The 19,552-nt window shown below is 69.6% G+C and carries 17 protein-coding genes; 16 read left to right on the forward strand and 1 reads right to left on the reverse strand.

The features are described 5' to 3' along the window. The first annotated feature begins 23 nt into the window (after window positions 1-23). Window positions 24-611, forward strand: a complete 588-nt coding sequence (locus tag HUA75_RS14775; protein ID WP_141641967.1) for an NYN domain-containing protein — start codon at window positions 24-26, stop codon at window positions 609-611. 30 nt (window positions 612-641) lie between these two features. Here the strand turns inward: HUA75_RS14775 and HUA75_RS14780 are convergent, their stop codons facing one another. Next, window positions 642-1,352 (reverse strand): sigma-70 family RNA polymerase sigma factor, encoded by a 711-nt coding sequence (locus HUA75_RS14780; RefSeq protein WP_141641968.1) that lies wholly within the window; start codon window positions 1,350-1,352, stop codon window positions 642-644. A 26-nt stretch (window positions 1,353-1,378) separates the two neighbouring features. Between HUA75_RS14780 and HUA75_RS14785 the strand changes: the two genes are divergently transcribed. From HUA75_RS14785 to HUA75_RS14855, 15 genes are all read left to right on the forward strand, one after another. Continuing rightward, window positions 1,379-4,240, forward strand: coding sequence for a tetratricopeptide repeat protein (locus HUA75_RS14785; protein WP_174486756.1), 2,862 nt, complete (start codon window positions 1,379-1,381; stop codon window positions 4,238-4,240). A 145-nt stretch (window positions 4,241-4,385) separates the two neighbouring features. Further along, window positions 4,386-4,811, forward strand: a complete 426-nt coding sequence (locus HUA75_RS14790) for a VOC family protein (protein WP_174486757.1) — start codon at window positions 4,386-4,388, stop codon at window positions 4,809-4,811. 16 nt (window positions 4,812-4,827) lie between these two features. Next, on the forward strand, window positions 4,828-5,175 hold the full coding sequence (locus HUA75_RS14795) for a helix-turn-helix transcriptional regulator (RefSeq protein ID WP_141641971.1): 348 nt from the start codon (window positions 4,828-4,830) through the stop codon (window positions 5,173-5,175). Between the two features lie 19 nt (window positions 5,176-5,194). Further along, window positions 5,195-5,677: an SRPBCC domain-containing protein gene (locus HUA75_RS14800; protein ID WP_141641972.1), complete on the forward strand. Its 483-nt coding sequence runs from the start codon at window positions 5,195-5,197 to the stop codon at window positions 5,675-5,677. A gap of 88 nt (window positions 5,678-5,765) precedes the next feature. Beyond that, window positions 5,766-6,788 carry a hypothetical protein gene (locus HUA75_RS14805; protein WP_141641973.1) on the forward strand — a complete coding sequence of 341 codons (1,023 nt, stop codon included), beginning with the start codon at window positions 5,766-5,768 and terminating at the stop codon, window positions 6,786-6,788. Between the two features lie 316 nt (window positions 6,789-7,104). Then, window positions 7,105-8,718, forward strand: a complete 1,614-nt coding sequence (locus HUA75_RS14810) for a hypothetical protein (RefSeq protein WP_141641974.1) — start codon at window positions 7,105-7,107, stop codon at window positions 8,716-8,718. Between the two features lie 221 nt (window positions 8,719-8,939). After that, window positions 8,940-10,838 carry a Hint domain-containing protein gene (locus HUA75_RS14815; protein WP_174486758.1) on the forward strand — a complete coding sequence of 633 codons (1,899 nt, stop codon included), beginning with the start codon at window positions 8,940-8,942 and terminating at the stop codon, window positions 10,836-10,838. Between the two features lie 139 nt (window positions 10,839-10,977). After that, the gene (locus HUA75_RS14820; RefSeq protein WP_174486759.1) at window positions 10,978-12,507 is read left to right on the forward strand and encodes a hypothetical protein; all 1,530 of its coding nucleotides are present in this window, start codon (window positions 10,978-10,980) and stop codon (window positions 12,505-12,507) included. Between the two features lie 55 nt (window positions 12,508-12,562). Next, window positions 12,563-13,495, forward strand: a complete 933-nt coding sequence (thiL, locus tag HUA75_RS14825; protein WP_174460862.1) for a thiamine-phosphate kinase — start codon at window positions 12,563-12,565, stop codon at window positions 13,493-13,495. Window positions 13,496-13,628: 133 nt separating this feature from the next. Then, a complete protein-coding gene (locus HUA75_RS14830) occupies window positions 13,629-14,954 on the forward strand; it encodes a methyl-accepting chemotaxis protein (protein WP_217439534.1) in 1,326 nt (441 codons plus the stop codon). Then, window positions 14,951-15,553, forward strand: a complete 603-nt coding sequence (locus tag HUA75_RS14835) for an MmcQ/YjbR family DNA-binding protein (RefSeq protein ID WP_174486760.1) — start codon at window positions 14,951-14,953, stop codon at window positions 15,551-15,553. Before HUA75_RS14830 ends, HUA75_RS14835 begins: the two co-directional genes overlap by 4 nt. A 15-nt stretch (window positions 15,554-15,568) precedes the next feature. Continuing rightward, on the forward strand, window positions 15,569-15,991 hold the full coding sequence (locus HUA75_RS14840; protein WP_141641980.1) for a chemotaxis protein CheW: 423 nt from the start codon (window positions 15,569-15,571) through the stop codon (window positions 15,989-15,991). Between the two features lie 75 nt (window positions 15,992-16,066). Next, window positions 16,067-16,435 (forward strand): response regulator, encoded by a 369-nt coding sequence (locus HUA75_RS14845; protein WP_015352829.1) that lies wholly within the window; start codon window positions 16,067-16,069, stop codon window positions 16,433-16,435. A gap of 50 nt (window positions 16,436-16,485) precedes the next feature. Then, on the forward strand, window positions 16,486-18,948 hold the full coding sequence (locus HUA75_RS14850; protein ID WP_174486761.1) for a chemotaxis protein CheA: 2,463 nt from the start codon (window positions 16,486-16,488) through the stop codon (window positions 18,946-18,948). Continuing rightward, on the forward strand, window positions 18,945-19,544 hold the full coding sequence (locus HUA75_RS14855; protein ID WP_141641982.1) for a chemotaxis protein CheC: 600 nt from the start codon (window positions 18,945-18,947) through the stop codon (window positions 19,542-19,544). Before HUA75_RS14850 ends, HUA75_RS14855 begins: the two co-directional genes overlap by 4 nt. The last annotated feature ends 8 nt before the right edge of the window (window positions 19,545-19,552 follow it).

Here is a 19,552-nt window from a genome sequence, read left to right on the forward strand (position 1 = left end):
GCGCGAGCGTATTGTCCGCGCCCATGCTCACCGGACGTCCCCCCGCCGCCTCCTATGTGCTCATCGATGCGGAGAACATCGACTGGGCCGTGTCCAACGTTGTCGGCCGCAAACCCGAGTCACAGGACCGCGTCCAGTTCGACCGGCTGGTGGCCTTCTGCGAGAGCTACTTCCCCGCGCCCGTGCGCTGCGTTGTGGTGCTCAACGCGCGGGGCGAGCAGCTGCCGGACATGATGATTGGCTTCATCCGCGCGCTGAAGTCCGCGGGGTGCGAGGTGGCGCTCCTGTACGGGCGGCAGGACCAGAAGGTGGTGGACCTGGGCATCCTCAAGTTGCTGGAGTCCATTCGCGTCCAGCGCCCCAAGGCGGCGGTGGGCCTGGCCAGCCATGACGGCGGAGACTTCGCCGAGGCGCTCAAGCCCATGTTGGAGGAGAAGCGCCAGGTGGCGGTGCTCGGCCTGCGCGAGTACGTCAGCCAGCGCTTCAGGGATTTGGTGCCCTCGGGCCTGAAGATTGTCGACCTGGAGCTCAACGCGAAGGTGTTCCAGCGCCCGCTGCCCCGGCTGCTGCCGGTCAACGTGGACGAGTTCGACCCGATGATGTTCGTGTAGTCCGCTCGCGGGCACGAAAGGGGGGCCGCGCTATGGCGCGTCTCCCTCCGTCGTCATCAGGCGGCGGATGCTCAGGTCGAGCTGGCTCTGGAGCTGGGCGAGCAGACTGCCCAGCTCCGGCACGCGCGCGCCCACGCGGGCCGCGAAGCGCGTGCGGGTCTGGTCCAGCAGCCATTCGCGCGCGGTGGCGAGCCAGCGCTTCACCGAGGAGCGGTCCACGCCGTACGCCTCCGCGATGCGCGCGGTGCCCATTCCGTCCACCAGATGCATTCGCAACAGGGTCCGCGCGCGCGGCTCCAGCCCCGCGAGCGCCTCCTGGAAGGCGGCGTTGAAGTCCGCCCCGTAACGGGACTTGAGGTACTGCAGCTCCATGTCGTGGGGCGCGGCGCTCAGCGCCTCCAACGGCGTGTCATCGGGGAGGGCCGGCCCTTTGCGCTCGTTCACCAGCCCCCAGGCCAGCCGCAGCACGGTCATCCGGAGCCAGGCGGAGAGCGGACCGCGCCCGGAATACTCCATGATGCGGGGTGGCATGGCGCCGTCGGCGACGAGGAAACGCGCGCGAAAGACCTGGAGCGCCTCGTCGGTTGTCGTCTCGTCCACTCCACGGCGCTTCAATGCCACGCGGACCTGGGGAATGATGCGCGCCTCGAGCGCGGCCAGGGCCACGGTGTCACCGTGCGCGCAGGCTCTCGCGAGCGCAAGGTCCTCTTCATGGACCTCGGTGTCCGGTGTCTTGGCCATCCACCCGAAGCCTACCTTGAGGACTCATGCAATGTCCCACCACGGAGAACCTCCTCGCCTTCGGTCGGGGATTGTTGCGCGGTGAAGAGGCCACGGTGGTGCAGGAGCACCTGGATGGCTGCCCCGCATGCCGCGTGCTGGTGGCGGAGGCGGTGGCCTCCGTGGACGGCGACGCGAGCCAACCCACGGCTTCGCCGACACCGCCATGGGAGCCGTTGAGTCCCGGCACCTCGCTGGGTCGCTACGTGGTGATGGCGCGCATTGGCTCGGGGGGCATGGGCGTCGTCTATTCCGCGCGGGACCCGGAGCTCGACCGCCGCGTCGCCCTCAAGATTCTGCGCTTCGACACCATCCAGCCCGCCCGTCTCGCGGAAGCCCAGGGCCGGCTGCTGCGCGAGGCCCAGGCGACCGCGCGCGTCGTGCATCCCAACGTCGTCGCCATCCACGACTTCGGCCGCGTCGACGAGCGCGTCTTCCTGGCGATGGAGTTCGTCGAGGGCACCACGCTGGGGGCCCGCATGCGCGCGGGACGGATGCCCTGGCGCGAGGTGCTGGGCCTGTTCCTCCAAGCGGGGCAGGGGCTCGCCGCCGCGCACGCCGCGGGACTCGTGCACCGCGACTTCAAGCCGGACAACGTCCTCATCGACAATGCGGGACGGGTTCGCATCACCGACTTCGGACTCGTGCGCATCCTCGACGAAGGTGTCGAAGAGCCGCCGAAGTCCGGGCCCGCGCTCGTGGCCCCATCCGTGCCCGGTGTGTCTCTCACCCAGACGGGGGCGCTGCTGGGCACGCCGGGTTACATGTCCCCCGAGCAGGCGAGAGGCGAGCGGCCCGACGCGCGCAGCGACCAGTTCAGCTTCTGCGTCGCGCTCCTCGAGGCGCTCTATGGCGTCAGGCCCTCCGCGCGGGCCTGTCAGATGGACGTCACGCCCGCCGAGCGCGCTCGCGAGGTCCGTGCCCTCCAGCGCGAGGCGGGGGTCCCTGACTGGGTTCACGTCGCGGTGTTGAAGGGCTTGTCGCCGACCCCCGGAGACCGTCACGCCTCCATGGAGGTGCTGCTGCGGGCCCTGCGGCAGGAGCCTCGCTCGCGCAGGCAGAAGCTGCTCATGGGCGCCGCCGCGGCGGTGCTGCTCATGGCGGTGGGGGCGGGCGTCTTCGTCTCCACGAGACCCGCGCTGTGCGCGGACGACCCTGGCGCCTTCAACGGCGTCTGGGATGCGAAGGCGCGGGAGAGCGTGCGGTCAGCGGTGTTCAAGGGCAATCTTCCCTATGCGGCGGACACGTGGCGGGTGGTGGAACAGACGCTGGATGTCTACGCGCGTGATTGGATGACGGCGTCGAAGCAGGCGTGCGAAGCCACGCGTGTCCACGGCCGGCAGACGGAAAGCATGTTCGAGCGGCAGTTGCTGTGCCTGGACCAGCGGCGCAAGGACGTCTCCTCGCTGGTGGAAGTGCTCGCGTCGGCGGACAACGGGGTGCTTCAGAATGCCGCCCGCGCGGTGAGGAGATTGGAGGACCTGTCGCGCTGCTCCGACTTGCAGACGCTGACCTCTCCACGCGCGCCGCCGAAGGACCCGGAGGCTCGGCGCGAGCTGGAGGCCCTCCAGAAAGAAGTCGCGACGGTCCGCGCGAGGCTGCATGCGGGCCAGCGCAAGGCCGCGCTCGAGCTGGCTTCCACGCTGCCCGCGCGCATGGAGGGCTTCGACTACCCGCCGGTGCGCGTGGAGATGCTCGCGGTGCTGGCCCAGTCCCAGGCGTCCTTCTCGGAGAAGGACGCCGTGCAGACGCTGCACAAGCTCATCCAGACCGCCCAGGCGGCGGGGCTCGACTGGCACGTGGCGGATGCCTGGGTGTCGCTGTTGCGGGTCGCCAGCTTCCTCGAGAACCCAGACCCGGAGGACCAGTACGCGAACCATGCCATGGCCGCCGTCCAGCGGCTCGGGGGCAACGCGGAGCTGGAGGTCACGCTGGCGACCAACCTCGCCAGTCTCCTCCATACGAAGAAGCGGCTGCCGGAGGCCGTTGCCCAGGGCCTGCGGGCGCTGGAGTTGGCCCGGAAGGTGTACCCCAAGGGTGACGTCCGGCTCTCGACGCCCCTGCTGACCGCGGGGCATATGCTCAGCATCACCGGTCGGTTCGAGGAGTCGGTGGCGCACCTGAAGGAAGCCGAGGTGCACTACGTCGCCTACTACGGACCGAACCACCCGGACGTGGCCGTTGTCCTCCAGAACCTCTCCGTCCAGGAGACCTATCTGGACCGGTACGAGGACGCACTCGCCCACCAGCGCCGCGCGCTCGAAATCGACCGGGGCGTTTATGGGGAGGTCTCCTTGGATGTGGCCGCGGCCCTGCACAACATCGGCAACATGCTCCGCAGCGTTCCAGGGCACGACGAGGAGGCCGTGGAGCACTACCGGCGCGCGGTGGAGATTCGCGAGAAGGTCCTGGGCTCCGCGCACCCCCAGTTCGCCAGCTCCCTGGCGGGCCTGGGGCAGATGCTTCGCGACCTGGGCCGACACACGGAGGCGCTCGCGCTCCATGAACGCGCGCTGTCGATTCGCGAGAAGGCCCTGGGGCCCGACTCCCTGGAGGCGGCGTATGACCGGGCCCTCGTGGGGGAGACGCTGCTGGCCATGAAACAGCCGCGCAAGGCGCTCCCCTACCTGGAGCGCGCCCTGGTCAGTTATGCGAAGAGCGCCTTCGGCTCCGACGAACTCATCCTCGCGGACATGCGGTTCCTGGTCGCGCGCGCCCTGGTGGACCAACCCCGTGAAGCCAGGCGCGCACGGGACCTGGCTCAGTCCACGCTCGAGGTCTACCGGCGCTTCCCCAAGGCCCGCGTGAAGGAGACCCGCGAGGTCGAGGCGTGGCTCGCGGCCCGCTGAACGCCTGGAGCCCCGGCAGCCCTCCGTCCTGACGATGGCCGCTTCCTCGCCCGGCGGGGACGCGTCCTTCGCGCTTGCAGATGGTTAACGTCAGCGTTAAATATTGCCCATGGAGGCAACGAAGTTCGTTGCCAGGAGACCCGCCATGACGAAGGTTCCAGAGGGCTGTGCGCGCATCACCCCCGGGCTGTTCTACGTGAATGCTCCGGCCGCCATCGACTGGCTGGAGCGGGCCTTTGGCTTCCAGACGCGGCTGAAGGTGGAGGGAGGGCCGGGCGTCATCGTCCACTCCGAGCTCGTCTTCGGCGAGGGCGTCATCATGTTGAGCTCGCTCAGCGCGAAGTACCCGGGGCGCACGCCGACCGCGGCGGGAGGCACCAGCGCCGCCTACCTCATGCTCTACGTGGATGACGTGGACGCGCACTGCGCGCGGGCGAAGGCCGCGGGCGCGAAAATCACCCGGGAGCCGGAGACGACGAACTACGGCGACGACTACTGGACGGACCGGGGCTACGGCGCGGAGGACCTGGAGGGCCACGCGTGGTGGTTCGCCCAGCGCATGAAGGGCTGAGCCCCGAAAGCACACCATGGGAGCCGCCCGACGTCTCGACGACACCTTCGCCGCCCTGGCCGACCCCACCCGCCGTGGGGTCATCGACCTGCTGCGCGAGCAGCCCCTTCGCGCCGGAGAGCTGGCCGCCGCCTTCGACATGTCTCCCCCCGCCATGAGCCGGCACCTCCGTGTCCTGCGCAAGACGGGGCTCGTCCAGGAGGACGCCGTGGAGGACGACGCTCGCGTCAAGCTGTACCGGCTGAGGCCGGAGCGCTTCTCGGAGCTGCGCGCGTGGCTCGATGAGGTGGAGGCCTTCTGGGGCGAGCAGCTCCAGTCATTCAAGGAACACGCCGAGCGCACGCGCGCGAAGAAGCGGCCATGAGTCCCTCGCGAGGCCCGACATGACGACCGAGCAGATTGCCCGCGTGACGACCTTCCTGGAGGTGGAGCCAGGGGTCGCCTTCACCGTCTTCACCGAGGAGACCAACCTCTGGTGGCGGCGCGGGCCACGCTTCCGGGGCTCCCACGCGGCCGACAGCGTGGTGCGCTTCGAGGGAGGCGCCGGAGGCCGCTTGATCGAAGAGGACGGCGCCGGCACCTTCGAGATTGGCCGCGTGCTGACGTGGGAGCCCGGCGCGCGGCTCTGCTTCGAGTGGCGCGGACGCAACTTCGCCCCGGGCGAACTCACCCAGGTGGACGTCCGCTTCGAGCCCTCCCAGGGCGGCACCCGGGTCGTCCTGGAGCACCGGGGCTGGGAGGCGCTCCGTCCGGACCACCCCGTCCGCCATGGCCAGGACGTCCCGGCCTTCCTCGCGATGATGGGGATGTGGTGGGGAGGACTCGCCACCAGCCTGCGCTCCCAGGCGACTCCCCGCGTTGAATGACTGCCTGAAAACCGCCCTGTCGTAGAATTATAGTAATACCCACTGTGAGTGTGTATACTGTTGGGAGTTGAACGCAGGGGGGACAGTCATGGCGGAGAACAAGTATCGACACTGGAACGGTGTCTTTCTTTGGGTGCTGCTGCTGGGGCTGGGCTGCACACAGTCCCCCGGGGGTGGAGCCGGCGCGGAGCCGGTGGCCCCGGAGAGCCTGGTCACCCAGGAGGCCCGCGTGGTCACGTCTTCCTACGTGGACCTGCGGCTGCGCGTGGGCCGAGGCGTGGCGGTGGGCCGCACTTGCGGGGCGGCGAACGAGGTGACGCCCGCCTGCGGCGGTGGCAGCGGACCTGACCTGAGCTTCCACTTCATCGCCCCGTATGACGGCAGCTACACCTTCGTCACGGACCCGCTCGACACCACCGACTACGACACGGTGGTGCAGGTGACGGACTGGCACAGCAGCGCCTCGCTGGGCTGCAACGACAACGCCTCGGCCTCCACGCTCACGTCCTCCGCCATCCTCAACCTGGCGCGCAACCAGGAGGTGCGCATCACCGTGGATGGGAAGAACGGCTCCTGCGGCCGCTTCATGCTCAACATCCTCGTCGTGGAGTCCACCTGCGGCCCCTGCAACACCCCACCGGGGCCCTGCTTCTCCCCCTATGGGAGCTGCTCGGGGGCGACGTGTGTCTACACGCCGTTGACCGCCGGCGCCGTCTGCAACGACGGCAATGCTTGCACCCTCAACGACAAGTGTGGGGCGACGGGGAGCTGTGTGGGGACGACGGTGAGCTGCAACAGCGCGCCCGGCACCTGTTACGCCAGCCCCGGCACCTGCAACCCCGCCACGGGCGCGTGTGGCTACGCGGCGCGGCCGGCGGGCACGGCGTGCAACGACGGCGACTCCTGCACCCAGGGGGATGCCTGCTACGGCGGGGCCTGCTACGGCGGCGACCGGGTGTGCTGCCCCAATGGGGTGCTCTGCAACGGCGGGTGCTGCGCGCAAGGGGACTACTGCATCGGGGGGACTTGTCGGCCCATGTGCCTGACGCAGAACGTGGTGCGCACCCCGGAGAACGACATGCTCCCCGCCTGTCCCATGGAGCTTCAGTGACATTCCTTGCGTACCGGTGAGACGCACCGGTGCGTACGGATTGAACGCGACATTGTCTTTGTCTCGCATCCTCCCGCGTGCCGGGAGGACGCGCCCGGCGTACCGCCCGGACGCGAGGGGTGTGCAGTCTTGACGCACCCAGGGTCAAAGGCTCGCGTATCGTGGGGAATACTTATGTGTGTACGCATGAACTGGCTTATGTGGGTATTGTGGTAATTCCGATTATGTCTTGTAATTATTTCTTGAATGCTTCATAAGGGCGCGCGCTGCACAGAAGCGGTGAAACCAGCTGTGTCAATTCGAAGAGGGGGAGCACATGGACAAGCGCGTGCGGCGCTCGTGTCTTGCTTTTGCATCGATTCTGGCTCTTGCGGGCTGTAGCACGCAGGAGGACTTGCTGGAGGCGCCGGAGGAGGCCCCGCCCGCGCGGACCGCTCCACTGCACTCCGAGCGTGGCGGTATCGGCCTGCTGCACGAGTCCGGTGACAAGTCCCAGATGGCCACGGTGACGGTGAACACGTTCCGCTCGCTCATCGTGACGGAGACGGCCATCGTCAACAACTTCTCCATGCGGGAGGTGTTCGACCAGCTGGCCGCGCAGAGCGGGGTCGCGGGCCTGACGGGCCTGGCCATCTACCGCCAGCTCTGGGACACGCAGAACGCGCGGCCGGGACTCAATCAGGGCCAGCACTGCAATGACCTGACCTCCAGTGGTCAGCCGGTCTTCAACAGCTTCCCGTACCAGTGCCGGACCCAGGAAGGCTCGCAGGCCTCCCAGGACCCGTTCACCAACCCGGCTTCCGCCAACGCCTACAAGGCGGTGGGCCTGTTCAACCGCTTCGACCTGGCGCCCGCGGACGGCGCCAACTGCGGCGAGTACCGCATCATCTTCGCGCGCAAGTCGGGCGAGACGAACATCCTGTCGCGCAACTTCATCATCTTCGAGGCCGTGCTGCCCAACCCCCACCCGGAAGAGGGGCTGGATGGCTGCCTCCCCGTGGCGGAGTTCTGGCACCGGCTGACGGCCAACGCGGACCCCGCGTCGCGCACCCAGCAGCTGCGCAACTTCTACTTCACGGGCCTGCCGGGCTTCCGTCCCGTCGTCCACATCGACAACTACGGCGCGGACCCGGCCACCATCGCGGGCCAGATTCGCACCAACCAGTTCATGCAGAGCAACTGGCTGTTGCGTGAGTTCAAGCTGCAGAAGACCTGCGCCTCGGGCACCTGCACCTCGCTCAAGGCCATCATCTCCACGGACAAGGTGAACCCGTTCGGTGGGCTGTTCAACCCGAACTCCACCCACGCCCGCGCCGCGGACTTCCGCTTCTTCTTCGCGACCCAGGTGGAGGCGCTGGCCCGCAACGACATCAACCTCTTCAACATGGACGTCCAGGACCAGTTCAACGGCGGCCAGAGCGATGCCCAGGGCGGAGAGAACAACTACACCGGCCAGTTCGGCAACAACGCGTCCGCGCTGCGCACGCTGATTCAGGGCGAGCTGGACCGCATCGGCAGCACGCTGACGCCGGTCAACATCGTCAACCGCGCCAAGGCGCTGTCCTGCGCCGGCTGCCATGACCTGAGCAACAGCAACGGCCTGGGCGGCGGCCTGACGTGGCCCAACTCGCTGGGCTTCACCCACATCAGCGAGCTGACGGAGGCGGGGCCCGAGGGCACGCGCTTCCGCATCTCCCCGGCGCTGGAGAACGTCTTCCTGCCGCACCGCAAGGCGGTCTTCGAGGAGTACCTCAGCCGTCCGCGCCCGTGCCACAACGTGTGCAACCCGGGCAATCCCATCGCGACGCACTGCTCGCCTTGCGCGGCGTCCGTGTGCGAAGGCGACCCGTTCTGCTGCACGGGCAGCTGGGACGTCATCTGCGTGGACCAGGCCCAGGACGTCTGCGGTCTGTCCTGCAACGCGCTGTAGCGCGGAGTCTTCCGGTGTCCCGGTTGGCGGTCGTCGCACCCCCACGTCCGCCGGGGCGCCGAGCAGTCCCGTCGTGAGCGGGCATGGGCAGGTGCCCCATGCCCAGGGGGTCAAGGGCTCTCTCCTCGTTGGTGAGGAGGGGGCCCGTCTCAAGAGAAGTCATCGGATGCGTTGTGGTTGTCGTTGGCAAAGGCAGTCCACTGCAGCAGAGGGGGTTACAAATGAAGCCGTACTCGCGTTTCTCGGTGCCTGTTTCCGCGGCCCTGCCGCTCGTCGCGCTCGCGACGTCAGCCTGGGCCGGGCCGTTGCGCTCCCCGGACCGGGGGTTGGACCGCGCGACCCTGGTGGAGGACTCGCAGTACATGCGCCGTGTCCTGGAGGAGAAGTCCCGGGGCGCGACGGGTGAAGCCGTTGCCATCGACCTGGCGGACCCGGGCCAGTACCGCTTCGTGATGAACCGCCTGCGTGGCTCCGGCAAGACGGCCACCAACTCGCCCAAGCTGTTCCAGCGGCTGGGACTGGCGCGCGAGAAGGCCCTGGCGCTCAAGGCCTCTGGCAAGGAGGCGGAAGGCGCGTCCCTGGTGAACAACTGGGGCTGTGACCACTTCCTCAACCTGACCCGCGGCGTCACCGCCGGCGCGGTGCGCGTCTACGAGAGCAACCCCTGGGCCGCGTGTCTCAACGGCGCCAGCTACGTGTACACGGACATCGTGGCCTTCAACGCGAACAACGCGGAGACGGACACCACCGTGGTCGACTCGGCGTCCGGTGAGGAGTACGCCGCCGGCCAGAGCTTCGACGACGTCATCGTCCGGCCGGCCATCCCGGTGAACCAGGACCGGCAGGTCATCCTCGACTCGATGATGATCGCCATGAACGAGAACACCGGCGAGGAGGTCGTCACCTTCGTGCGCGGCCAGTCCAGCACGACGACGGGCGGCGCGGACCTGTCGCTGGAGCACCCGCGGCTGTCGGTTCCCACGAGCATGAAGCTCAACACGGAGCTGTGCCAGATGCGCGGCGGCATCGACTGTGACTACGCCGCGGTGGGCGCCACGCTGGCTCCCTCGGGCGGCAGCACGCCGGCGAGCATCGCGCTGCGCAACACGACCGTCACGACCAGCTGGGTGGGTGACGCGGCCAACAACTTCCCGGTGACGGCGCCCTGGAACTTCACGCACATCTACATCCCCACCAAGTTCACCTTCAACGCGGGCAGCAAGAACGGCGTCGCCTGCCTCATCAAGGAGATCCTCCCGGGCTCCAAGGTGCGCATGGTGAAGCCCGTCACGGGCGGCACGTGCATGAGCCAGGCGGACCTGGTCCCCTCGCTGACCAGCTCCATCAACAGCCAGACGGCCACCGTCAAGCTGCTGGCGGACCTGTCGCGTGAGACGTCCATCGCCGGCACCGGTACGGAGAACTGCAGCACCCAGACGGTCCTCAACCAGGCGGTGGAGTACGTCATCACGGTGAGCACCAAGGTGAACTGCGGCACCCCGGCGAACACGGTGGCCACGGTGACGGTGCGCATGCTGAGCGACGCGCGCTATCGCTATGGCGTCATGGTCTACAACAGCTGCATGGCCGAGGGCACGAAGGTGGTGCTCGCCGACGGCACCATCGCCAACGTGGAGGACGTCAAGCGCGGCGCCCGCATCGTGACGAACGCCAAGGGCGAGACGCTGACGGTGACCGACGTGCAGACGGGTGGCGAAGTGGAGCCGATGGTGAACCTGCGTGACGACAAGGGCCACGCGGTCAGCCTCACCGACAGGCACCCCGTCATCATGGCGGACGGCAAGGCCGTGGCCGCTGGCACGCTGAAGGTCGCCGACCGCGTCAGCACCCGCGACGGCGTGGCGACGCTGACCTCCGTCACCCGTGAGAAGTACGCGGGCAAGGTCTTCAACTTCAACCTGGGTACCAAGGAGGAGCTGGCGCGCGCGGGCAAGGGCGCCAACACGCTGTTCGCCAACGGCTTCCGCGTGGGCGACAACGCGATGCAGGGCGAGCTGACGGCGCCCGTGGCCGACTCCCGCCCGGTGCTGGAGCGTCTGCCGGCCTCGTGGCACCAGGACTACGCGCGCTCCGCGTCGTTCGTGGCCGGCCAGCGCTAAAGCGGCTGCTCGCGGTGAAAGAGCTTCCGGGCTTCTTCCCTTGAAGAGGCCCGGACCCGGCGCCCCACCGACGGCTCGTCCGACGGTGGGGCGTCTGTTTATCGAGTCAACAGTCCAACCGGCAGTGGCAGGAGGGCGGATGCGAAACACGGTCGTCGTGAGCGTGCTGGTGGTGATGGGTCTGGGAGTGTCGGCCTGCGGGGAAGACCCGCCGACGCCGCCTCCTCCGAACTTCTGTCCGGAGCGCCCCGCCGCCCAGGAGCCCGTGCCCGGTCAAGCGCCCCTGCTGGTGCGCGCGCGCCCGCTGCCCCAGGCGTGGCTTGCGCGCCGCAACCTCGCCACCATGACGGCCTTCACGCGCGCCCAGGACCCCGGTGAGCCAGGCGTGGAGAGCCGGGCCTGGTGGGCTTCACCCTGCTTGATGGGCACGCCGGGCCTGCAGGTGGCGACGCCCCGGGTGGCGGTGGCCGACGATGGCCGCGCGGTGACGGTGTGGACGGAGAAGGACGGCCTCGACGAGCGGCTCTGGTTCAGTGAGTACGTGCCCCAGACGGGCTGGACTCCCGCCGAGACGGTGGGCCTGTCGCGCGAGTTCCCGGAAGACGCGCTTCGGGTGCGTCAGCCGCAGGTGGTCGCCGACACGCAGGGGCGCTCGCTCGCGGTGTGGCTGCAGAGCGAAGGCTCCGGGGCGGCGCAGCTCTGGTACTCCCGCCACGCGCCGGGGGAGGGGTGGAGCAAGCCGGACCGCGTGTTGTCGCGCTCGCTGGGAGACGCGACGTACCTGGAGGTCTCTCGCGACGCGGCGGGCACCGTCACGGCGGTGTGGACGCAGTTCGACGGGGACACGCTCAGCGAGAATGTCTGGGTGACGCGGGGCTCGCCCGAGACGGGCTTCGAGGACGCACGCCGCATCGACACGCCGATGCCGGGCTTCTCCCTGGAGCCGCAGGTGTCCGTCAGCGGTGACGGCCACGCGGTGGTGGGCTGGTACCGGTTCGACGAGATGGAAGGCATTGGCATGGCCTGGTTCAGCCGGTGGACACCCGCCGAGGGCTGGAGCGCCGCGGAGCGCACCAGTCCGGACGGCGTGGACAGCTTCTACGCGGAGCCGCTCGCGGGCCCGGGCGGCGCGGTGCTCGCGCTGTGGAGCGAGCTGGGCGGGGTGAACGTGGAGCTGTGGGCGCGGCCCTTCGTGCCCGGCACCGGCTGGGGTGAGGCGCAGCGAGTGGAGGAAGCGCTGGGCAGCTCCGGCGCGGCCCAGGCCAGTCAGGAGCAGGGCGGACGGGCCATGGTGGTCTGGCCCCGCGCCCGTGCGTCCTTCACCCGGCTGTCCGCCCAGGCCTATGACTTCGCGACGTACGGCTTCCGCGAGCGGCGGGACGTGGACGCGCAGCCCCTGACGCTGGGACACGCCACGGACCCGCAGGTGGTGTCCCTGAGCCGCAACCAGGCGCTCGTGGTGTGGTCGCACGAACTGGAGGGCGGCCATCGCGTCGCGACGAGCCGCTACACCGCCAGCCAGGGGTGGGGCAGGGCGCTGCTGCTCGACACGGCGCCGTCCGCGCAGAGTGGCTTCCCCCGGCTCTCCGTGGGCCCCACGGGCGTGGGCGTGGCCACGTGGCTGCATGGCGGCGAGGTGCCGGGCCTGGGCGTCAGCGTGTTCCAGTAGCCGCCGCGCACGCGCGCGTTGCCTGGAAGCGGCGGCTGGTCTTTCCTGCCGGGCGATGCCTGGTGAGTTCGACTTCATCCGCCGCTTCCTGCACCACTTCCCCAAGGCCCGCGTGCCGGTGGGGCCGGGCGATGACTGCGCGGTGCTCGCGCCGTCGCGCGGCGCGCTGTGTGTCACCACCGACGCCGTGGTGGAGGACGTGCACTTCACCCGCGCGGGCTTCTCCCCGGCGGACATCGGCCACAAGGCCCTGGCGGTGAACCTCTCCGACGTGGCCGCCATGGGCGCCACGCCGCGCTGGTTCGTCTGCGCGCTCGCGCTGCCTCGGGACTTCCCCGTGGCCCACCTGTCTGGAATCGCCCGGGGCATGGCCGCGCTGGCGCGCGAGCACCGCGTGGACCTGGTGGGCGGCAACTTCACCTCCGCGCGCGAGCTGTCCGTCACCATCACCGCCACGGGCGAGCTGTCGCGTCCACCACTCACCCGCTCGGGCGCCCGGCCCGGGGACTGGCTCTATGTGTCCGGCACGCTGGGCGACGCGAGGCTCGGCCTTGCCCACTTGAAGGCCGGTTTGAAACGCGGCGCCGCCGTTCGCCGCCAGCGCCGGCCCGTGCCGCGCGTGGCCCTGGGCCAGCTCGCCTCGCGCTTTGCGTCCGCTGCGCTGGATGTTTCCGATGGGCTTGCACAAGACCTGGGTCACCTGTGCACCGCATCGGGAGTGCGGGCGGTGGTGGAGCTGGCGCGTCTGCCCATGTCCGCGGCGGTGCGGCGGGAGCTGGGGCCGGAAGGGGCGCTGGCGGGAGGCGAGGACTACGAGCTCTTGCTGGCGGTGGCACCGGGGCGCGGGCGGGCATTCGAGCGGGCGTGTGCTCGCGGCGGGCACGTCGTCACGCGCGTGGGCGTGCTGTCAGAGGGCGCGGGGTGGGTGATCCACGATGAAGCGGGACGCGCGGTGCGCCGGCCGGGCGGGTTCGACCACTTCCGGTAGCATCCCAGGTGGATTGACCCTGTCCGACAGCAAGGCTAAACCCAAGGCGCTTCCGCACCACCCCCGAAAGCATCCCGTGCGCCGTCCCCTACGTGACGACACTGCCCCTGGCCTGACCCCTCGCCGCGAGCCCATGCAGCGGCTCCTTCGCGCCGTGGAGGGTCCCCGTGCGACCAAAGAGGTCTCCCTCCGCCAGGTCATCTTCAATGGCTACGTCATGCTGGGGCTGGTGCTCATCGGCTGGATGTTCCTGGCGGACGCGCTCTTCAAGGACGTGTTCCCCCAGCTCGCGGCGTGGAAGGACGGAGTGCGGCTGGGCGTGGGGCTCCTGCTCACCCTCACCGCGGCGTTCCTGCTGCCTTCCTGGTTGGTGCGCATCACCCGCGTGAAGGTGCTCAGCCGCTCCGCCTATGAGATTTCGCAGGGAGACCTGTCCAAGCCGGTGGCCGCCGAGGGTGGCCGCACGCGCGACGAAATCGACGAGCTGACGGGCGCCATCATCCGCATGCAGGAGAACCTGCGGGAGCTGGTGGGCAAGATTCAGGAGACGGCCAAGAGCGTGGCGGATACCGCCATCGACCTGCAGCGCTCGGCGGAGAACGTCAACGGGTCCACGGAGGAAGTGGGCTCGTCGATGAACATCATCGCCGGGGGCGCGGAGTCGCAGTCGCAGCTGGTGTCCAAGGCGTCCAAGGTCATCACGGAGATGGCCAGCAGCATCCAGCGCGCGACGGGCAGCGCGGAGGACGCGGCGCGGACCACCGCGGAGACGAGCAGCGCGGCGGAGGACGGCTCCAAGGCGGCGCGGCTGGCCGGCGACAAGGTGAAGAAGGTCTTCAACCGAATCGAATCCGCCAGCCAGCAGGTGTTCGCCTTCGGCGAGAAGACGCAGGAGATTTCGAAGATTGTCGACGCCATCACCCAGGTGGCGCAGCAGACCAACCTCCTGGCGCTCAACGCGACGATTGAAGCGGCGCGCGCGGGTGAGTACGGCCGCGGCTTCGCGGTGGTGGCCGACGAGGTGCGCAAGCTGGCGGAGAGCGCGGGCCGTTCCGCCGAGCAGATTTCGAAGCTGGCGCGGGACATCTCCGGTCAGTCCACCTCCGTGGTGAGCGCCATGAAGGAAGGCATCGCGGAGCTGGCCGAGGGCCGCGAGGACCTCACCAACATCGTGCGCAGCATGGGCGCCATCACCGACACCATCCGCAAGGGTTCGGAGAAGGTGCACCTCATCTCCGAGAGCACCCGCGAGCAGCACAAGGGCAGCGAGGAGATGGTGAAGGCCATCGAGGAAATCAAGCTGGTGGCGCGCAACAACGCCGCGTCCACGGAGGCCATCCAGTCCGTCATCCAGGAGCAGACGGCCGCCGTGTCGCGCATGACGTCGCTGGCCAGCGAGCTGACCAACCTGTCCGTCGAGCTGCAGAGCGTGGTGCGCAGCTTCCGTCTGGGGCCATGAGCAAGTCCTCCGCTTCGTCGTCCGATGCCGCCCTGCGCGCCGTGGAAGTCCGTCTGCGCGAGGTCATGCTGGCGTTTCCCCACGTCACCGAGGAGTTTCCGTGGGGACACCGCACGGCCAAGGTGCGGGGGAAGATGTTCGCCGTCCTCGTCCTGGACGAGCAGGGGCTGACCGTCACCACCAAGCTGCCCCAGTCCCACGAGGCGGCGCTGATGCTCCCCTTCGCCGAACCCACCGGCTACGGCCTGGGCAAGAGCGGCTGGGTGACGGCGCGCTTCGCCCCCGGTGAGGTGGCCCCGGTGGAGCTGTTGTCCCTGTGGGTTCACGAGAGCTTCCGCGCCGTGGCGCCCAAGGCGGTGCTCGACGCCGTGGACGGTGGCAAGCCGCCGCGTTCGTCCCAGGTGAAGAAGTCCACCCCGGCCAGGAAGAAGGCCGTGTCGGTCGGGAAGAAGCCCACGTCGGCCGCGAAGAAAGTCGCGCCGGCCGCGAAGAAATCCACGCCGGCCGCCAGGAAGACGGTGGCGAAGAAGGCGGCGCCTGGGGTGAAGAAGCCCCGCACGGCGCGGCGCGCCACCGCGTCCCGCTCAAAGCAAAGCTGATACAACACGACCTCTGTGCGGCACGTCATCTTCCGGGTGGAGAAAGAACGCTACGGGCTGCCGCTGTCGGCGGTGCGGGAGGTCGTGGTTCCCCCGGAGAAGTTCACGCGGGTTCCGCGCGCGCCCCCGGCGATAACGGGGGTGATGAACCTGCGGGGCCGGGTGGTGACGGTGGTGGAGCTGCGTCAGCTCCTGGGGTTGCCGGACGGTGCCACGCCGCCCTCCCGCGTGGTTCTTCTGGACCGGGGCCGGAGGGATCTGGGACTGTTGGTGACGGACGTGGATGGAATCGAGGCGGTGGAGCGGGTGAGCACGGCACCGGGCAAGTCGACGCCGGCCATCCGTGGCGTTGCTCGGCTGGGCGGGCTGGGAGTGACCGTGCTGGATCCAGAGGGACTGGACGCCGCGGTGGTTGCCTTGTTCACCCATTCCAAGTGAGTAGCCCCCTGGAAAGCGCGGGTGATAGTGTCCGCGCTCCTCTAGGCTAGGCGATTCGGAGGCGGAGTTCTTCACATGGCTAAGCGGGTCCTGGTCGTCGACGATGCCATCTTCATGCGCAACATGATCAAGGACATCTTCGCGTCTGGAGGGTTCGAGGTCGTCGGCGAAGCGGCCAACGGTCTGGAAGCCGTGGAGAAGTACAAGGAGCTCAAGCCTGACCTCACCACGATGGACATCGTGATGCCCTTCAAGAGCGGCATCGAGGCCACGCGGGAGATCATCAAGCACGACAGCAGCGCGGTGGTCATCATGTGCTCCGCGCTCGGGCAGGAGAGCCTGGTGATGGAGGCCATCGAGGCGGGTGCCTCGGACTTCATCGTCAAGCCGTTCCGGGCCGAGGATGTGCTGGCCGTGGTGAAGAAGGTCCTGGGAGAGGCGTGAGCGGCATCGCCTCCGGGCGGGTTCGCGACGCTTCCTGACGAGGTCGGGCCATGACGATGGACATGTCCCGCTACCTGGGCCTCTTCATCTCGGAGGCCACCGAGCACCTGGAGGCGCTCGGGCGGGACCTGGTGCAACTGGAGCGCGAAGGCTCCTCGAGCGCGGTGGACTCGATGTTCCGCCATGCCCACTCGGTGAAGGGCATGGCGTCGTCCATGGGCTTCGAGCCCATCGCCATCGTCGCGCATCGGGTGGAAGACCTGGTGGACGCCGTTCGGCAGGACCGTGGCCGGTTGGACCGGGACCTGGTGGACCTGCTGTTGAGCGCCTCGGACACGCTGCTGGCGCAGGTGCGCGCCGTCGCGGAGGGACGCCCACCGGATGACGCGTCGGCGCTGCTCGCGCAGCTGGGGGTCCGCGTCACGGCGATGACGGGCCATGCGCCCACCGCCACCCGCGTCGCCAAGGTCACCGTGCTCAAGCCGGAGGGCTCCGACAACGGAGAGGACCCCGGCTCGGGTTCGTCGGGCACCGGCGGCGCGTCCGGCTCTGGTTCGTCGGGCACCGGCGGCGCGTCGGGCTCCGGCTCCGGCTCGTCGAGCAGCGGCGGCGCGTCTGGCTCCGGCACGGGTTCGTCGGGCAGCGGTGGTGCGGGCTCCACGGGGTCCACGCCTTCGAGCACACCCGAGTCGGGCTCCGGTGGCGGTACGTCATCGGGGACGTCTGGGAGTTCGACTCCCGCGCCGGACACGTCGTCTGGCGGAACACCGGGCCCGGGCTCGCAAGGCACGACTCCCGGCAATGGCTCTCAATCCTCGGGCGCCGTCGCGCCGGACGCGCCAGCTCGGCTGACGGCTCCGGAGACCGGGGTGGGAGGTGTGCGGGAGGTGCTGGGAATCGGCGCGCCTCCGTCCTCCGGCAATGGCATGGCGTCCCCGGCGACGCCGACCGTGCTCCCCGAGACGCTGGTGGCCGACCTGGGGACGGCGCTCAAGGCGGCCTCCACGGGAGTGCTTCCCGACGACCGCGCCACCCAGCGCTGGGCGGTGCGGCTGCGCATCTCCCCCACGTGTCAGGTGCCCGGCGTGCGGGCCTTCCTGGTGCACAAGCGGCTCACCACCCTGGGCACGCTGGTGGACCTGCGGCCCGCGCTGGAGGAGCTGAAGGCCGGGCGCATCCCGGACGGCTACATCCAACTGGAGCTGGAGACATCCGTGGGCGAGGCGGGCATCCAGTCCTCGCTCAAGAACGTGGCGGAGGTCGACGTCGTCTCGGTGAAGCTGGCCGTGGCCGTCCCCGTGCCGGTGGTCGTCCCCACGACGACGGCCGAGGGGGGCCGTGCGACGGGAGACTCCTCGGCGCGCACGGTGCGCGTGCGCACGGAGCTGCTCGACTACTTCCTCGACACGGTGGGCGAGCTGATGCTCGCCACGGCGCGCCTGCGCGAGGTGGGCAAGGTGCTGCCGGAGAACGTGCGGCCCGTGCTGGACGAGGGCGTCTACCGGCTGCACACGCTGGTGAAGGACCTGCACGACAAGGTGATGTCGGCGCGCATGACGCCGCTGTCGCTCATCACCGACCGGCTGCCCCGCGCGGCGCGCGACATCGCCCGCCGCAAGGAGCGCGAGGTCGACCTGGTCATCACCGGCGCCGAAATCGAGCTGGACCGCGCCATCCTCGACGAGCTGGCGGACCCGCTGCTGCACCTCTTGCGCAACTGCATCGACCACGGCCTCGAATCCCCCGAGGAGCGAATCGCCGCGAAGAAGGGCCCGCGCGGGCGCGTGCTCGTGGCCGTCAAGCGCGCCAGGGACCGCGTCATCCTCGAGCTGGAGGACGACGGCCGGGGCATGAACCCCGCGAAGCTGAAGGCCGCGGCGGTGGCGCGCGGACTGCTCCCGCCAGAGGTCGCCACGCGGCTGACGGACCGGGAAGCGTTCATGCTGTCGTGCCTGCCAGGGGTGTCCACGGCGAAGGACATCACGGACATCTCCGGCCGGGGCGTGGGGATGGACGCCGTCAAGCGCGTGGTGGAGAGCGTGGGCGGCACGCTCGAAATCGACAGCGAGCCGGGCCGGGGTACGCGCTTCACGCTGCGGCTGCCGCTGACGGTGGCGGTGGTGCACCTGCTGCTGGTGGAGGTGGGGGACGAGGTGTTCGGCCTGCCCATCGCCAAGGTGGTGGGCGCCACGGAGGCGGACGGCGACGCGCTCAGCCGCAGCCGCGAGACGGCGCTGCTGCCGCATGGCAACTCGCTGTTGCCCGTGCATGCGCTGGACACGCTCGTCGGGGTGCCGTCGCCGGGGCTGCGGGGTGTGCGGCCCTTCGTGGTGATGGAGGGTGACTCCGGCCGGGTGGCGCTGGGCGTGGACCGGTTGCTGGGGCAGGAGGAAGTGGTGCTCAAGCCGCTGTCACGGCCGCTGGATTTGTTGCCGGGACTCTCCGGTGTGACCATCCTCGGGAGCGGCCGTCCGGTCTTCATCCTGGATGTGCCGAGGTTACTGTCCGCGTGAGCTTTCCCCTCCCCAGCGACGCGCAGCTCGATGCCCTGCGCGAGGTGGCCAACATCGGCTGTGGCCATGCCGCCAACGCCCTCTCCCGCCTGATGGGCGGGCGCCAGGTCGACCTGTCCGTCCCTCGGGTGGTCCTCACCGGCCCCTCGGACGCCGCGGGGTTGCTGGGGGGAGACGCGCCCGCGGTGGCGGCCTGGCTCTCCATCACCGGCGCGCTGCGGGGCGTGTTGATGCTGGCGATGCCGCTGGCGGATGGAACGGCGCTGGAGACGCTGCTCTTGGGCGGACAGGGGGCCGGGCAGGCCGAGCGTGACAGCGCGGTCTCGGAGGCCGCCAACATCGTCGCGAGCGCCTGCCTGTCCGCCATCGGCAAGCTGACGTCGTGGCGACTGATGCCGTCGGTGCCCACGCTGCGCAGGGACACGGCGCGAGCGCTGGTGGACGCGGCGGTGTCCCAGGTGGAGGGCGACGCCGGCCGCGTGGTGGTGCTGGAGGCGCGCTTCATGGCGGCGGCGACTCCGCCGGTGAGCGGGCAGCTGCTCCTGGTGCTGGAGCGGGACAGCTCCCGGGCGCTCCTGGCGCGGCTGGGCGTGTAGCCCGTTTC

This window comes from Myxococcus sp. CA040A (genome assembly GCF_013336725.1).
Classification (GTDB): domain Bacteria; phylum Myxococcota; class Myxococcia; order Myxococcales; family Myxococcaceae; genus Myxococcus; species Myxococcus llanfairpwllgwyngyllgogerychwyrndrobwllllantysiliogogogochensis.